Source organism: Methylopila henanensis (genome assembly GCF_042681025.1).
Taxonomy (GTDB): Bacteria; Pseudomonadota; Alphaproteobacteria; order Rhizobiales; family Methylopilaceae; genus Methylopila; species Methylopila henanensis.
Window position 1 is genome coordinate 73,450 of record NZ_JBHUER010000014.1, and the last position, 14,374, is coordinate 87,823.

Here is a 14,374-nt window from a genome sequence, read left to right on the forward strand (position 1 = left end):
GGTCGTTGGAGCGCCCCCCATGGACGCCGTGTTTCGGTTCGGGATCGAGGAAGAGTATTTCCTGGCTGACGCGGAGACCGGCGCGACGCCCGACGGGGACGTCGCGGACGCTTTCCACCGCGCCCGCGGCGCCGAGGTGAAGCCGGCCTCGCACGAGTTCCTGAAGGGACAGGTCGAGGTCCAGACCGAGCCGACGACGAGTTTCGAGGAGGCGCGCGACCAGCTTCTGGCCGCCCGTCGCGGGCTCGCCAAGGTCGCGGAGGAGCATGGCCTCCTCCTGCTCGCCGCCGGCAGCCATCCGCTCGCCCGCGCCCGCGATCAGGACGCCACTGAGAAGGAGCGCTACCAGCGGCTGCTGGCGGAGCTCGGCGTCATCGCGCCGCGCGCCATGATCTGCGCCATGCACATCCACGTGGAGACGCCGGAGCCCGACGGCCGCGTGCGTCTCATGAACCGGCTCACGCCGTTCCTGCCGCTGATGCTCGCGCTGTCGTCGTCGTCGCCGTTCTGGCAGGGCCGCGACACCGGGCTGCACTCGTACCGCCTGACCGCCTTCGCGCAATGGCCGCGGACGGGCCTGCCGGAGATGTTCGCCGACGAGGACGAGTACCGGCGCTTCGTGGAGCTCATGGTCGCCGGCGGCGTCATCGACGACGCCAGCTTCCTGTGGTGGCACATCCGGCCTTCGGTCCGCTTCCCGACCGTCGAGCTCCGGGTCTGCGACTGTTGCACCCGGGTCGACGACGCGGTCGCGCTCGCGGCGCTCTACCAGGCGCTGACGCGCTGCCTCGTGCGCCGGCCGGAGATCAACGCCGAGGTGAGCGTCGTCGATCGCGGCGTCTGCGCGTCGAACCTCTGGCAGGTGCAGCAGCATGGCTTGGAGGCCCGCCTGATCGACGCCCGCTCCGGCGAAACGCGCACGGTCGCGGAGCAGCTCGAGGCCGTGCTGGCGCTCGTCGAGAGCGACGCCGCGGCGCTCGGATCGACGGACTGGATCGCGCGCTGCCGCGCCATCGCCGCGGACGGGACCAGCGCCGACCGCCAGCGCGCGCTGTTCCGCGCGGCGAAGGAGCGGACGACGTCCGACACCCACGCCTTGCGCGAGGTCATTCGGACGTTGGCTGCGGCGACCGTCAGGCGAGGGGCGTTCTGAACGTCCGCTCCCGTCAGGCGGCGTCCTCGGCGCGGACCGAGGCCAGTCCGAAGCGCTGGCGGTACTCGCGCGGACCGAGCCCGGTCACCTTGACGAACACCTTCCGGAACGCGCCCGGATCCTCGTAGCCGACGTCCCAGGCGATCTGCTCGACCGGGCGGGCGGTGGTCTCCAGCATGTCCCGCGCTCGGCCGACGCGCAGGTGCTGGCAGTACTCCGTCGGCTTCATGCCGGTGGCCTTGTGGAACCGGCGCAGGAAGGTGCGCGGCTCCAGCCCGGCCTTCTCGGCCATGGCGGCGAGCGACGCGTCCCGCGCGCCGGTCGCCTGCAGCCAGTGCTGCGCCTTCAGCACCGCCTCGTCGCCATGCCGGAGCCGCGGCGAGAACAGGCTGTAATGGCGCTGCTCGCGGCCCGGCGGGTCGACGAGCAGGAACCGCGCGGTCTCCAGCATCACGGTCGGCCCGAGCAGCCGGTCGACGAGCTTCAGGCCGAGATCGGTCCAGGCCATCAGCCCGCCCGCCGTGATCAGGTCGCCGTCGTCGATGACGAGCTTGTCGATGTCCATGCGCGCGTCCGGAAACCGCGCGGCGAAATCCTCGGCGAAATGCCAGTGCGTGGTGGCGGGGCGGCCTTCGAGCAGGCCGGTCTCGCCGAGCAGGAAGGCGCCGGCGCAGACCGAGCAGAGCGTCGCGCCACGGTCGTGGCGCTCGCGCAGCCAGATCGCCAGCGGCTTCGCTTCCTCCGCCGTGATCGGAGCGATCACGGCCGGCGGCATGACGACGACGTCGGGCTCGCCGGCGAACCCGGGGTGGCTGTCGAGCGTCCGTTCGACGCCGCCGTCCTCGCGTCCGATCCAGTGGCTGATCCGAAGCTGGGGCGCCCGGGTACCGTCGCGGTTCCGCGCCATCAGGTTCGCGACCGAGAACAGGTCGCTCAGGCCGTGCGCGGCGCCGAGCTGCGCGCGGGGGTAGATCAGGACGGCGATCTCGGCGATGGGGGGAGGAGGAGCGGCGGCCATGCGTCAATTATGGCGCGAGAACCGCCGATCGCGCCAACGCTGATGGGCCTTCCGCAGGCGTTCGGCCTAGGTCACATCGACGCCGCCCGCTCCGTGATCGCCGCGCGCGCCGCCCTTCAGGCATGCTCGGCCGCGGAGGCGGCGGCCGCCGCCTCCGCAGCCGCGTCTTCGGCGCTTGCGAGGCCGTTGAAGAAGAAGTTCAGCGCGACCGCGACGATCGCCGACAGCAAGATTCCCGATTCGAGCAGCGGGTGGAGGTCGTGCGGCAGGTTCTTGAAGAAGGTCGGCGCGACCAGCGGGATCATGCCGAAGCCGACCGCAACCGCGACCACGAACAGGTTGTTCGGATTGTTCCTGAAATCGACGCCGGCGAGGATGCGCGCGCCGGTGGCCGCCACCATTCCGAACATCACCAGCCCCGCGCCGCCGAGCACGACCTGAGGCACGGCTTCGACCAGCGCGGCCATCTTCGGCAGCAGGCCGAGCGCCAGCATGATGACGCCGCCTGCGACCGTGACCCAGCGCGAGCGCACGCCGGTGACGCCGACCAGTCCGACGTTCTGCGAGAATGAGGTGTAGGGGAAGGTGTTGAAGACGCCGCCGAGCAGCGTGCCGACGCCGTCGGCGCGCAGGCCTCGAGTCAGGTCCTTCCGGTCGATCGTCCGGCCGGTGATCTCGCCGAGCGCGAGGAACATGCCGAGCGACTCGATCATCACCACGACCATGACGATGCACATCGTGACGATCGGTATGAGGTGGAACGTCGGCAGGCCGAAATGGAACGGAAGCACGACGTCGAACCAGGAGGCCTCGCCGACCCTTTCGAAATGCATGAGGCCGAGAGCCGCCGCGACGACGCAGCCGGCGACGATGCCGAGCAGCACTGCGACGTTGCGCACGAAGCCGTCGGCCCACTTCAGCAGCGCGAGAATGACGAGCAGCACGAAGCCCGCGATGGCGAGGCCCTGAAGCTGCGCATAGGCCGGGTTGGGAAAGCTGCCGGGCACCCCGTCCACCACGCGCGTCACGGTCGGCTGGCCGCCGCCGGCCCAGTTTATGCCGACGCGCATCAGCGACACGCCGATGACGAGGATGATCGTGCCGGTCACGACCGGCGGGAACAGCGGCAGCAGCCGCGAGATGAAGGGCGCCACGAGGACGCCGAAGACGCCGGCGGCGATCACCGAGCCGAAGATGCCGAGCAGCCCGACCTCGGGCGCGTTCGCCATCGACAGCATCGGCCCGAGCGAGGCGAAGGTCACGCCCATCATCACGGGCAGACGGACGCCGACGCCTCGGAAGCCGTAGCACTGCACGAGGGTCGCGAGCCCGCAGGCGAACAGGTCCGCGCTGATGAGAAAGGCGACGTCTTCGGGCGGCAGCTTCAGCGCGCGCCCCACGATCAGCGGCACGGCGACGGCGCCGGCGTACATCACCAGCACGTGCTGGACCGCAAGCGGCGCCAATCGGAGAAGCGGGAGCTTTTCGTCGACGGGATGAGGAACTGACGACATGTCGCGCTCCGGTGGGGCTTGCCTGACGGGGATGGGGAGCCTGACGGCGGGGGCGCCGTCAGGCTCCTGAAAGAGGCATCACGGGCATGCGGCGCGGCGGGACAGCGCCGGGACCAGCGCGGGGAGCCGCCGATCGGCGTCCGGCGGAGCCGGTCCGGTTGCGGCTCCCGCGCGTTCCGTCGTCATCGAAGCAAGAAGGGCGCCGGGAGCGGCGTCGGGGGAGGGCCTCGCCGGCGGGCTTCAGGGCTTCCGGTAGGACGTCGCCCGAAGCTCCAGCGTCCCGCTTGCAGGATCGGCCTTCAGGATGACGCCGGCCTCCCGTTCGGACCGCCGGGCGACGTAGTCGAGCGTGGTCTCCGCTTCCTCCAGCGTCCGGTCGCCCTGCGTCAGCGTCGCTCGCACGACCACTTCGGCTGCGGTCGAGGGCCCGCGGTTCTCCGTGCGGAAGCGCACGACGTGGCCCGCCTCCGTCGGGGTGACGTCGACGACCCGCGCGACGAGCGTCGGCGCGCCGTCGCGGTGGACGACGGCCTCGTAGGCGAGGACGCCGAGGACCGCGACGACGATCGCGGCGCCCAGAGCGCCGACCGCCCATTCGATGCGCGCGACTTCCGGCTTCTGCGGCTTGGATCCGGTTTCCGCCATCAGCTCTGGCCTCCGACGATCAGCCGCGCGAAGGCCGCGCCGACGGCGGCCGGGAAGCCCAGCACGACGACGAGGCGCAGCGCCGAGCTGGCGCCGTAGTCGTCGAGCCGGCCGAAGACCCAGAGCATGGCGGCGCAGGAGACCAGGGCGACGGCGTATCCCGGCAGGGTGTAGCGCACGAACAGGCTCCAGAAGCCGTGCCCCTCCGGTCTCAGCCGCGACTGGCCGGCGAAGCGCACGACATAGACGATGGCGTGCATCACGACCACGGACACGATCACCAGCGCGATGGCGTGGAGCGGCGTCATCGAGGCCGCGATCAGGTCGATCTCCTCGGTCGGCGCGATGTTGAACGCGAGGAACACCGCGCCGGCCGCGTTGAACAGCAGGTCGCCGCCATAGCCCGCCTTGCGGTTCGCGCGCTCGTCGGCCTCGTCGGTCTGGCCGAGCTGCCCTTGCGCGATGACGGCACCGAAACTCGCTGGCACGGTCTGGATCAGGATCGCCCCGAGCGTTTCGTCGAACGACCGGTCCGGGTCGACGAGACCGAGCAGCGTCAGGACGACGGCCGACGTGGTGAAGCCGACGGCGATCGCGACGAAGGCGTCGCGCAGGTCGTCCACCCAGGTGTCGGTCTCCTCGAAGCCGACGAAGTGCGACAGGCCGACCAGCAGAGGCAGCGCGCCGAGCAGCATCGCCGCAAGCCGCCATCGCTCGAGGCTGGCGCCCAGCGACCACATCTCCATCGTCATCAGCACGGGCAGCGCGAATACGATCGCGCCGCCTGCGGCCCGGCCGAGATTGGCGAGAAACTCCCGCTCGACGTCGCCGCGTCGGGTTGCGCTGCTGGTGTCCGTGGCCATGGTCCTCACTGGTTTCCCGGTGCAGATCGCGCGGTCGTGATCGATCGTCAAGGCGGTCAAACCCGTCGCCGGTTCTAGAATCGTCACAGGGTTCCGGCGCGAACCATTGGATTCGCAGGGGGAGGAAGACCATCGCAGCTCGCGGCCGTCATTGGCGCATCGCCGCAGCGGCGGCCGGAACGCTCGCCCTCGGCGGCTGCTCGGGAGTCCAGTCGGCGCTCGACCCGGCGGGCTTCGAGGCGCGTGAGGTCGCGACGCTGTTCTGGGTCATGGCCGTCGGGGCCGGCGTGGTCTGGGCGATCGTCATGGCGATCGCGGTCTACGCCACCCGCATCCGCCCCGACCCGCACGATGAGAAGGTCGGACTGAGGTTGATCCTGTGGGGCGGCGTCGCGTTTCCCACGGTCGTGCTGGCCGGTCTGCTCGTCTATGGCCTCGGAATGATGTGGACGCTGCGCGAGCCGGGCGAGGGGCTCCGGATCGACGTGTCGGGCGAGCAGTTCTGGTGGCGCGTGACCTACCGGCCTCAGGACGGCGCGGCCGTCGCCTCGGCGAACGAGGTGCGGCTGCCGGTGGGCGAGCGCGTCGAGTTCGCGCTGACTGCGCCGGACGTGATCCACGCCTTCTGGATTCCCTCGCTCGGCGGCAAGGTCGACATGATCCCCGGCCGTGAGAACCGGCTGGTGCTGAAGGCGGAGAAGCCTGGCGTCTACCGCGGGGTCTGCGCGGAGTTCTGCGGCGCGAGCCACGCGCTGATGGCCTTCGACGTTGTGGCGATGGAGAAGGACGCCTTCGAGGCGTGGCTGAAGGATCAGGCGCGGCCGGCCGCGCAGGCGCCCGAACAGGCGCGGGGCGCGGAGCTGTTCCTCAGAAACGGCTGCGGCGCCTGCCACACGGTCTCGGGGACCGAGGCCAGGGGCGTCGTCGGTCCCGATCTCACCCGCTTCGGCGAGCGCGCGACCGTGGGCGCCGGGCTGATGCCGAACACGCCAGACAATGTCGCGCGCTTCATCCGCGAGACCGGCACGCTGAAGCCGCGGGCGAAGATGCCGGCCTATGGCGCGCTGAAGCCGGACGAGCTGCAGGCGATCGCAGGCTATCTGGGGAGCCTGAAGTGAGCGGGGATCCGTCCGTGCGTAACGCCCCCTCACCCGGAGTGCTGCGCCCTCCGACCTCTCCCCGCCGGGGAGAGGTGACGAACGGCGCCGTTGCGCACCTCTCCCCGGCGGGGAGAGGTCGCCGCGCAGCGGCGGGTGAGGGGGCGCCCGGCCTCCACGTAAAGCCGCAGCGCAGGAACGATCCATGACCGACGTCGCGCTCGCCTCCCGCCAAGACGATCCCGAGCTCCGCAAGGCCCAGGAGGCGCGGCTCGAGAAGGTCTGGGAGACCCCGAAGGGGCTCCGCTACTGGTCGGCGGTCAACAATTCCGAGGTCGGGATCTGGTACACGGCGACGGCGCTCGCCTTCTTTCTGTTCGCGGGCGTGCTGGGGCTGCTGATCCGCGCCCAGCTCGCCGTGCCGGACAACGATTTCCTCTCCGCCACCTTCTACAATCAGGTCTTCACGCTGCACGGCACGGCGATGATGTTCCTGTTCGCGATCCCGATCTTCGAGGCGGTCGCGATCCTGATCCTCCCGGAGATGCTGGGCGCGCGCGACCTGCCGTTCCCCCGGCTGTCCGCCTTCGGCTATTGGAGCTTCCTGCTCGGCGGCGTGTTCGTCTGCGGCTCGATCTTCTTCAACGCCGCGCCGGACAGCGGCTGGTTCATGTATCCGCCGCTCTCGACCGACCACAAGCAGACCGGCATCGGCGCCGACGTCTGGCTGCTGGGGCTCTCCTTCATCGAGATCGCCTCGATCGCGGCCGCCGTGGAGCTCATCGTCGGCACGCTGAAGTGCCGCCCGCCGGGAATGCGCATCAACCTGATGCCGCTCTACGCGTGGTACGTGCTGGTGGTGGCCGGCATGATCCTGTTCGCCTTTCCGCCGCTGATCGCGGGCGACATCCTGTTCGAGATGGAGCGGATGTTCGGCTGGCCGTTCTTCGATCCCTCCAAGGGCGGCGACCCGCTGCTGTGGCAGCACCTGTTCTGGATCTTCGGCCACCCGGAGGTCTACATCATCTTTCTGCCCGCGATCGCTCTGCTCGCGATGATCGTGCCGACCTTCGCCCAGCGGCCGATCCTCGGCTATTCCTGGATCGTGCTGGCCGCGATCGGCACCGGCTTCCTGTCGTTCGGCCTGTGGGTCCACCACATGTTCACGACCGGACTGCCGTCGATTTCGCTCGCCTTCTTCTCGGCGGCGTCGGAGGCGGTCGCGATCCCGACCGGCGTGCAGATCTTCGTGTTCCTCGCGACCCTGCTCGCCGGACGTGCGATCTACTCCGTGCCGATGCTCTACGCCGTCGGCGCGCTCGCGATCTTCGTGTTTGGGGGGCTCACCGGCGTCATGGTGGCGCTCGCGCCGTTCGACTGGCAGGCGCACGACAGCCACTTCGTGGTGGCGCATCTGCACTACACGCTGATCGGCGGCATGTTCTTCCCGCTGATCGCGGGCGTCTATTACTACTACCCCTTCGTGATGGACCGCCGGCTGTCCGACCGGCTCGGCAAGATCGGCTTCTGGCTGCTGTTCGTCGGCTTCAACGTCACCTTCCTGCCGATGCACATCACGGGCCTGCGCGGCATGCCGCGCCGCGTATTCACCTACGCGGAAGGGCTCGGCTTCGAGACGCTGAACATGGTGTCGACCGTCGGCGCCTTCGTGTTCGCCGCCGGCGTGCTGGTGGTGGCCTGGGACATCCTGCGGCCGAAGTCGAAGGAGCCCTACGCTCCCCGCAACGTCTGGAACGCCGGCACGCTGGAGTGGCTGTCGGAAAACCCCGGCAAGGAGTGGGGCGTGCGCACGGTGCCGGTCGTCACCACGCGCTACCCGCTCTGGCAGCAGCCGAACTTCGTGCGTGACTACGACGAGGGGCGGTTCTACCTGCCCGACGCCGAGGAGGGAAAACGCGAGACGCTGATCACCTCGGTGCTCGACGCGCGGCCGATCCAGTGCCTGCGCGTGCCGGGCAACACCTTCGTCACCATGGGGGCGGCCTTCCTCACCGGCGGCGCGTTCATCGCCGCGACGTTCTACGCCTGGACGCTGACGATCGGCTTCTCGATCGCGGCGCTGATAGCGATCCTGATCTGGCTCTGGACCGGCACCGCGATCATCCCGGAAAAGAAGGAGAAGGACGTCGGCCTCGGGCTGAAGCTGCCGCTCTACGTCTCCGGGCCGGACTCGGTCGGCTGGTGGGCGATGTTCATCACCATGATCGGCGACATGTCGGCCTTCGCCAGCCTGATCTTCGGCTATTTCTTCTACTGGACGATTCACGCGAGCGCCTTCCCGCCGGCCGCGGGCGTCGGTCCCGGACAGTTCTGGCCGGCCGTGGCCATGGCGCTCGTCCTCGCCTCCTGGGGCGCGATGCTGCTCGCCCGCCGCGCGAACGCCGCCGACAGCCCGGGGGCCCTGCGCTTCTGGCTGGCGGGCTCCGTCGTCCTCGCGATCGGGGGAGGCGCTGCGCTGCTGTGGGGGCCGCACACGACCGGCCTCGATCCGACCTCCCACGTCTACCCTGCGACCGTCTGGATCATCGCGATCTGGACCGCGGTCCATCTCGGGGTCGGGGTGATCATGACGCTCTACTGCCTCGCGCGTTCGCTCGGCGACAAGCTCACCGCCGAGCACGACATCGACATCCACAACGTCGTGCTTTTCTGGCATTTCGCGCTCGTCACCATGGCCGTCACCGTCGCGGTGCTGGCGCTGTTTCCGCTGGCTGTCGCATGATCGCCTCGACCCGCGCCAACCTGATCACGCTGATCACCGCCCCGACGATCTGGGCGGTCCATTTCCTCGTCTGCTACGTCGCGGCCTCGGTCCACTGCGCCAAGGCCATGACGGACGCGCGCGTGTTCACGGGCGGCGGCTGGCCGGACGTCACGACCGCGCGGATCGTCATCGCGGTCGCGACCGTCGCGGCGCTCGGGGCGATCGCGTGGTCGAGCCGGCAGGCCTGGACGCATTGGGGCGACGGCGACGCCGAGCCGCCCTATGACGACGGGACCTTCGACGACCGCCAGCAGTTCCTCGGCTTCGCGACCATCCTGCTGTGCGGCCTGTCCTTCATCGGCGTGATCTTCGTGGCGCTGCCCGCGGTCTTCATTGGAGACTGCCGATGAGGGGCGCGCTCACGGTCGCGGGCGGCGCGGCGCTGGCCTTTGCGTGGTCGCCGCTGCCGGAGGCCGCCTTCGGGCACGGCTTCGCGGCCCATATGACCAGCCACATGACGGTCGTGGCCGTCGCCGCGCCGCTGCTGGCGCTCGGCTTCGTCGGCTCGCGCTCCGACCTCTCCGTCACACGGCCGGCTCTGTTCGCGGCGGTTCCGGTCTCGCTCGTGGAGCTTGTGGTCGTGTGGGGCTGGCACGCGCCGGCGGCTCACGATCTCGCGCGCTTGAACGGCCTGGTCTATGTCGCCGAGCAGGCGTCGTTCCTGCTGGCCGGCCTGTGGCTCTGGATCGCCTGCCTCGGCCACGGCGGCTCGCGGCCCGCGGCGGCGCAGGGAACGATCGGCATGCTGCTGACCTCGATCCACATGACGCTGCTCGGCGTGCTGCTCTCGACCACCACCGTCCCGCTCTACGCCCTCCATCACGGCGGCGCGGCGGAGGCGCTTCACCAGCAGCATGTCGGCGGGATCGTGATGCTGCTCGTCGGCGGCGGGGTCTATCTCGCCGGCGGGCTCGCGCTCGCGGCTCGGCTGCTGCGCGAGGACCGGGCGGTCGAACCGGGAGCCGGCCGATGAAGTGGCGTATCAACGTCCTTGTCACGCCCCTGCGCGCCGTGCTCGCGGCGTGCGGGGTCGCGGCGGGCGTGCTCGCCTTCGCATGGTCGGGCCTGTTCAACGTCGCGGCCTCCACGCCGCATTGGGCGATCACGGACTGGTTCCTGCATTACGTCATGATCAACTCGGTCAAGACGCGCACCATCGCCGTCGAGACCCCGGACAATCTGGACTCCCCTGCGCTGATCGCCCGCGGCGCCGGGCACTACGCCAGCGGCTGCGCGAGCTGCCACGGCGCTCCAGGCCGGCCCCGCTCGCCGATCATCCACGAGATGTCGCCGGTCGCGCCCGATCTCGAAAAGACGATCCCAACCTGGGAGCCAAAGCACCTGTTCTGGATCGTGAAGAACGGCGTGAAGTTCACAGGCATGCCGGCCTGGGTCTCGGGTCAGGAGCGCGAGGACGAGGTCTGGGCGGTGGTCGCCTTCTTGCGCAAGCTGCCGGGGATGTCCGAGCAGGATTACGCCCGGCTCGCCATGGGCGAGGAGAACGACGGCTCGGTCGGCGGGCTGGTCGCCATCGCCCACGGCCCGCAGGGACGGACGCCGCGCCCGGACGTGCTCGCGGACTGCGCGCGCTGCCACGGCCGCGAAGGCATGGGGCGCGACGGCGACGCCTTCCCCATCATCGCCGGCCAGAGCGAAGACTACATTTACGACGCGCTGTCGGCTTACGCGCTGGGAACGCGCCACAGCGGGATCATGCAGACCGCGGCCGCGCGCATCCCTTACGCCGAGATCGCGGCGCTCGCCGAGCATTATGCGGGGCAGACGCCGAAGCGACCGGAAAGCGCCGGATCGCTCGATCCCGCGCTCGTCGCGCGCGGCGAAAAAATCGCGCGCGAGGGCGTGCGCGACACCGGAACGCCGGCCTGCTCCTCTTGTCACGGGCCGTCAGCTTCGGCGCGCAACCCGGCCTATCCCAGGCTCGCCGGACAGCACGCGAGCTATCTCGAGTCGCAGCTTCTGCTCTGGGAGAAAGAGGAGGACTCCCGCGGCGGCGGACCCTTCCGCGAGATCATGCGGAAGATCGCATTCGGGATGACCGAGGCCGACATCAAGGCGGTCGCCGCCTACTACGCGTCGCTGCCGCCCGAGGCGCCATGAGGAGTTAGGGAGAACGAGGCGGCGCCGGCGGCTTTCCCCGCAGCCGGCCGCAGCGCCGCCCGTTTCAACGGACGAAGCGCGGCTAGGTCTTCAGCGGCGCGACTTCTTTGGATTCGTTGAGCTTTTCGGCGAGAGTCTCGGCTTCTTCGCGTTGCAGCTTCATCGACAGCCCGTCGAGATCGACCAGCGCGCCCCTGGCGTCGACGACGCCCCAGCAACGGTCGCCAAAATCGTGAAGCTTGCGGATGCGATAAGGCTTTTGCGGCTGCCGCATGGGTCGGTGCTCCGGGAAGGGACGGGGGCTTTTCTCCAATGACCATGGTCGGGAGCTCGGGCGAGCCCCCGCATTCGGTCGCGCCGAGCTCTACGCCGCGCGAAGAGATCCGCATGACGTCTGCGCGGCGTGCCGCTTTTGGTACGATGACTTTGCGGTAACGCGAACACCGGCCGGAAGTTCCTCGGGGGCAGAGCGGCCCGTCAACCGGCGGCGGCCGCGCTCCAGCTCGGCGAGCGAGGATATCCGACGTAGTAGACGCGGCCGAGCTTCATCCTTTTGGCGAGATGCCGGGCCTCGACCGTCCAGAAGGCGTGCTTGTCCGGCGCCACGAGATAGCGCAGGCCGAGCGGCTCCCGGACGATCTGCACGCCAGCGCCGCTCGTGCGCCATTCGATGACGAGGTAGCTCTCGCCATCGGGCGGACTTTCGCCGTCCAGCAGGGTAACGGTCGCGATCATGGAGCCCGAAGCGGCAGGAGGAGACCGCTGCTAGCGCGTCGCCGCCTGCTTCGCCAGAGAACTACTTCCCGATAGGCGACATGTTTTTGCGGAGCGCGCGGGCGGTGTCCGCCGGCGTCGCGTCAGCTTTCGCCGCCCGCTCACGATCGGCTTTCGTCATTCGACGTTCCACCCGAAGGCTACGTCGTCTTATCTGGGCGTCGGCGGTCTTTGGCCATCTTTTGGCTTGCATGACGTGAGGCTTCCCCCGATCCTGCGCCCAAACGTACGGGGGGAAACGTATGAACAGACTTTTCGCGGCGCTCGCGATCGTGAGCCTTACGGGCCCTGTCTATGGGCAGACGAAATCGGAGCCCCCGGGCGTCAACCCTCCCTCCGCGTCAGGCGGCGCGCGAGCCGCCCCGACGCCGTCGTCGACCGATCGCGGCATGGCGCTCATGAGCGCCCGCGTGCTGAACACGGGGGCTTTGCTCGGGGGCGCCGGCGTCGAATCATCGGTCAAAGCCGCTGCCGGCATCTACTACGTCACGTTCGGCCGCGATCTGACGGACTGCGCGAGCGTCGCGACCTCCACGAATGCATTCGACATCAATTACGCCATCACCACATATCAGAATACGCTGACGGTTTACTCGTACAGAAGCGGCAATCAGGCGTTGCAGAACTCGGACTTCAGCTTGATTACGTATTGCGATCGCTGAAGCCGCTTTGCGGGTCGGGCGCGAATCACGGCGCGCGGTTCGCGGAAGGCGGTGCCTAGTTCCCCAGATGGCGTCGTCAGTCCCGTATGCGGCGCAGACCGGCCGCCGGTTGCTTCGGCGCTCCAGCCATCGCGCTCTCGAACCCCGCGGCGAGGCCCGCCACCACGCCGTCCCGTCCTGAGAGGCCGACGAAGCTCAGCGACGACGGCAGCCCGTCCGCGCGCGGCGCGCCGGGCGTCGCGACGGCGCAGAGATCCATCGGGTTCACGAAATAGGTGTAGGTCCCCATGACCGTGTTGCGGGCGATCGGCTCGGCCAGCATCTCGTCGATCGTGAAGATCGTCGGCACGGTCGGGACCACCAGCGCGGCGACGTCGGCCAGCGCGATCTCCGCGACCCGCTTGAGCTCCCGCATGCGGTAAAGCGCTTCGAAGGCCTCGCGCGCGGAATAGGAGAGGCCCGGCTCGATCGCCGCGCGGACCGCGGGGTGCACGCCCTCCGGCCGCTCGGCGACGACCGCCCCGTAGTCCACCAGACGCTCCGCCACCATGGCGGACTGGAACACGAGACGCCCGGCCTCCTCGAACGGCGCGAAATCGATCTCGACCAGGTCGTGGCCGAGGCTGCGCAGCGCCGCGAGATTGGAGGCGAAGGCGGCTTCGGACGCCGCGTCGCCGAAGAACCGGAGCTGCTCAGCCTGTGGAACCGCGAGCCGCGCGGGAGCCTGGGGCAGGGCCGTCAGGTCAATCGCGCCGGCGTCGGTCCAGCTCCAGGGGTCGAGCGGATCGAAGCCGGCGATCAGGCGCAGGATCTCGTTCCCGTCCGCGACGCTGCGCGCGAACACCGGCACGCAATCGAAGAAGCGGCTGTTGAACACGAGGCCGCGCATGCTGACGAGGCCGATGGTCGGCTTCACGCCGACGACGCCGTTGCAGGCGGCGGGCACGCGGCCCGAACCGCCGGTGTCGCTCCCGAGCGAGAACGAGACGATGTCGCGCGCCACCGCGACCGCCGAGCCCGAACTCGATCCGCCGGGGATGTAGGCCGGGTCGACGGCGTTGCGGCAGAGCGGCTCGGGCGAACGGGTGCCGTTCAGCCCGGTGGCGAACTGGTCCATCGTGTTCTTGCCGATCAGCACCGCGCCGGCCTGCTCGAGCGCCGTCACCGCCGGCGCGCTCTCATGCGGATGGATCGCGAAGACCGGGCAGTTCGACGTGGTGACCATGCCGGCCACGTGGATGTTGTCCTTGACCGAGAAGGTCAGGCCGAGCAGCGGCAGGTCGCGTCCGGCGCGCGCTTCCGCCGCCAGCCGGCGGGCGTTCTCGATCGCGGTCTCCGGCGGCGTCAGCGCGGTGAAGATCCCGGCGTCGGCGACGGCCGCGGCGCGGCGGCAGCTTTCGGCCACCAGCGCGACGGGATCGACTCCTTCAGTCAGCCTCGCCCGGATGGACGCGAAGTCGAACGCGACAGAACCGATGTCCAAACTCTTGCTCCCAGGGCGCATGACCAGCGGCGCATGGGCCGCGCGCCGGCGCCCGATCGGGGCTGGCGGTCTCAAGCCATTGTCCCGCAGGGAGCCTGCCGGCGAAGCAACTAATTGCGGAGCTTTCCAGCGTTTGGCGGGCGAGGGGAGGCGGATGGACGCTGCGTCCCCGCTCTTTTCGCCTTGCGTTTTCTTGAATCAAAACGGCCGCCCTACAAAGGCGGCCGTTTTTGTCTGGAAGGTTTGGTTGCGGGGACAGGAT

At 69.5% G+C, this 14,374-nt stretch carries 14 protein-coding genes; 7 read left to right on the forward strand and 7 right to left on the reverse strand.

From position 1 onward, the window contains the following. Positions 1-19 precede the first annotated feature (19 nt). Positions 20-1,153 (forward strand): carboxylate-amine ligase, encoded by a 1,134-nt coding sequence (locus ACFSCV_RS19045; RefSeq protein WP_378801160.1) that lies wholly within the window; start codon positions 20-22, stop codon positions 1,151-1,153. Positions 1,154-1,166: 13 nt separating this feature from the next. Here ACFSCV_RS19045 and ACFSCV_RS19050 read toward each other — a convergent pair whose 3' ends face one another. The 4 genes from ACFSCV_RS19050 to ACFSCV_RS19065 form a co-directional block, all read right to left on the reverse strand. Next, positions 1,167-2,171, reverse strand: a complete 1,005-nt coding sequence (locus ACFSCV_RS19050; protein WP_378801161.1) for a GlxA family transcriptional regulator — start codon at positions 2,169-2,171, stop codon at positions 1,167-1,169. Between the two features lie 116 nt (positions 2,172-2,287). Then, positions 2,288-3,685 (reverse strand): nucleobase:cation symporter-2 family protein, encoded by a 1,398-nt coding sequence (locus ACFSCV_RS19055; RefSeq protein WP_378801162.1) that lies wholly within the window; start codon positions 3,683-3,685, stop codon positions 2,288-2,290. Positions 3,686-3,925: 240 nt separating this feature from the next. Further along, on the reverse strand, positions 3,926-4,330 hold the full coding sequence (locus ACFSCV_RS19060) for a TIGR02588 family protein (protein WP_378801163.1): 405 nt from the start codon (positions 4,328-4,330) through the stop codon (positions 3,926-3,928). Beyond that, positions 4,330-5,193, reverse strand: coding sequence for a TIGR02587 family membrane protein (locus ACFSCV_RS19065; RefSeq protein WP_378801164.1), 864 nt, complete (start codon positions 5,191-5,193; stop codon positions 4,330-4,332). The genes ACFSCV_RS19060 and ACFSCV_RS19065 overlap by 1 nt, the downstream gene beginning before the upstream one ends. 269 nt (positions 5,194-5,462) lie before the next feature. Here ACFSCV_RS19065 and coxB point away from each other — a divergent pair, with 269 nt between their 5' ends. The 5 genes from coxB to ACFSCV_RS19090 all read left to right on the forward strand — a co-directional run bounded on the left by coxB (position 5,463) and on the right by ACFSCV_RS19090 (position 11,193). After that, positions 5,463-6,311 (forward strand): cytochrome c oxidase subunit II, encoded by an 849-nt coding sequence (gene coxB, locus ACFSCV_RS19070; RefSeq protein WP_378801165.1) that lies wholly within the window; start codon positions 5,463-5,465, stop codon positions 6,309-6,311. Positions 6,312-6,495: 184 nt separating this feature from the next. Further along, positions 6,496-9,033 carry a cytochrome c oxidase subunit I gene (gene ctaD / locus ACFSCV_RS19075; protein ID WP_378801166.1) on the forward strand — a complete coding sequence of 846 codons (2,538 nt, stop codon included), beginning with the start codon at positions 6,496-6,498 and terminating at the stop codon, positions 9,031-9,033. Further along, positions 9,030-9,425 (forward strand): hypothetical protein, encoded by a 396-nt coding sequence (locus ACFSCV_RS19080; RefSeq protein ID WP_378801167.1) that lies wholly within the window; start codon positions 9,030-9,032, stop codon positions 9,423-9,425. Before ctaD ends, ACFSCV_RS19080 begins: the two co-directional genes overlap by 4 nt. Then, positions 9,422-10,048 carry a cytochrome c oxidase assembly protein gene (locus ACFSCV_RS19085; RefSeq protein ID WP_378801168.1) on the forward strand — a complete coding sequence of 209 codons (627 nt, stop codon included), beginning with the start codon at positions 9,422-9,424 and terminating at the stop codon, positions 10,046-10,048. The genes ACFSCV_RS19080 and ACFSCV_RS19085 overlap by 4 nt, the downstream gene beginning before the upstream one ends. After that, positions 10,045-11,193, forward strand: coding sequence for a c-type cytochrome (locus ACFSCV_RS19090; RefSeq protein WP_378801169.1), 1,149 nt, complete (start codon positions 10,045-10,047; stop codon positions 11,191-11,193). Before ACFSCV_RS19085 ends, ACFSCV_RS19090 begins: the two co-directional genes overlap by 4 nt. Positions 11,194-11,275: 82 nt before the next feature. Here ACFSCV_RS19090 and ACFSCV_RS19095 read toward each other — a convergent pair whose 3' ends face one another. Both ACFSCV_RS19095 and ACFSCV_RS19100 read right to left on the reverse strand, forming a co-directional pair. Further along, positions 11,276-11,467 (reverse strand): hypothetical protein, encoded by a 192-nt coding sequence (locus ACFSCV_RS19095; RefSeq protein ID WP_378801170.1) that lies wholly within the window; start codon positions 11,465-11,467, stop codon positions 11,276-11,278. Between the two features lie 203 nt (positions 11,468-11,670). Continuing rightward, positions 11,671-11,928 (reverse strand): hypothetical protein, encoded by a 258-nt coding sequence (locus ACFSCV_RS19100; RefSeq protein WP_378801171.1) that lies wholly within the window; start codon positions 11,926-11,928, stop codon positions 11,671-11,673. 281 nt (positions 11,929-12,209) lie between these two features. Between ACFSCV_RS19100 and ACFSCV_RS19105 the strand changes: the two genes are divergently transcribed. Next, positions 12,210-12,629 (forward strand): hypothetical protein, encoded by a 420-nt coding sequence (locus ACFSCV_RS19105; protein ID WP_378801172.1) that lies wholly within the window; start codon positions 12,210-12,212, stop codon positions 12,627-12,629. Between the two features lie 76 nt (positions 12,630-12,705). On the opposite strand, the gene ACFSCV_RS19110 is transcribed toward ACFSCV_RS19105, so the two are convergent. Beyond that, entirely contained in the window at positions 12,706-14,112 is a 1,407-nt protein-coding gene (locus ACFSCV_RS19110) for an amidase family protein (RefSeq protein WP_378801173.1), read from the reverse strand. Positions 14,113-14,374: the final 262 nt, after the last annotated feature.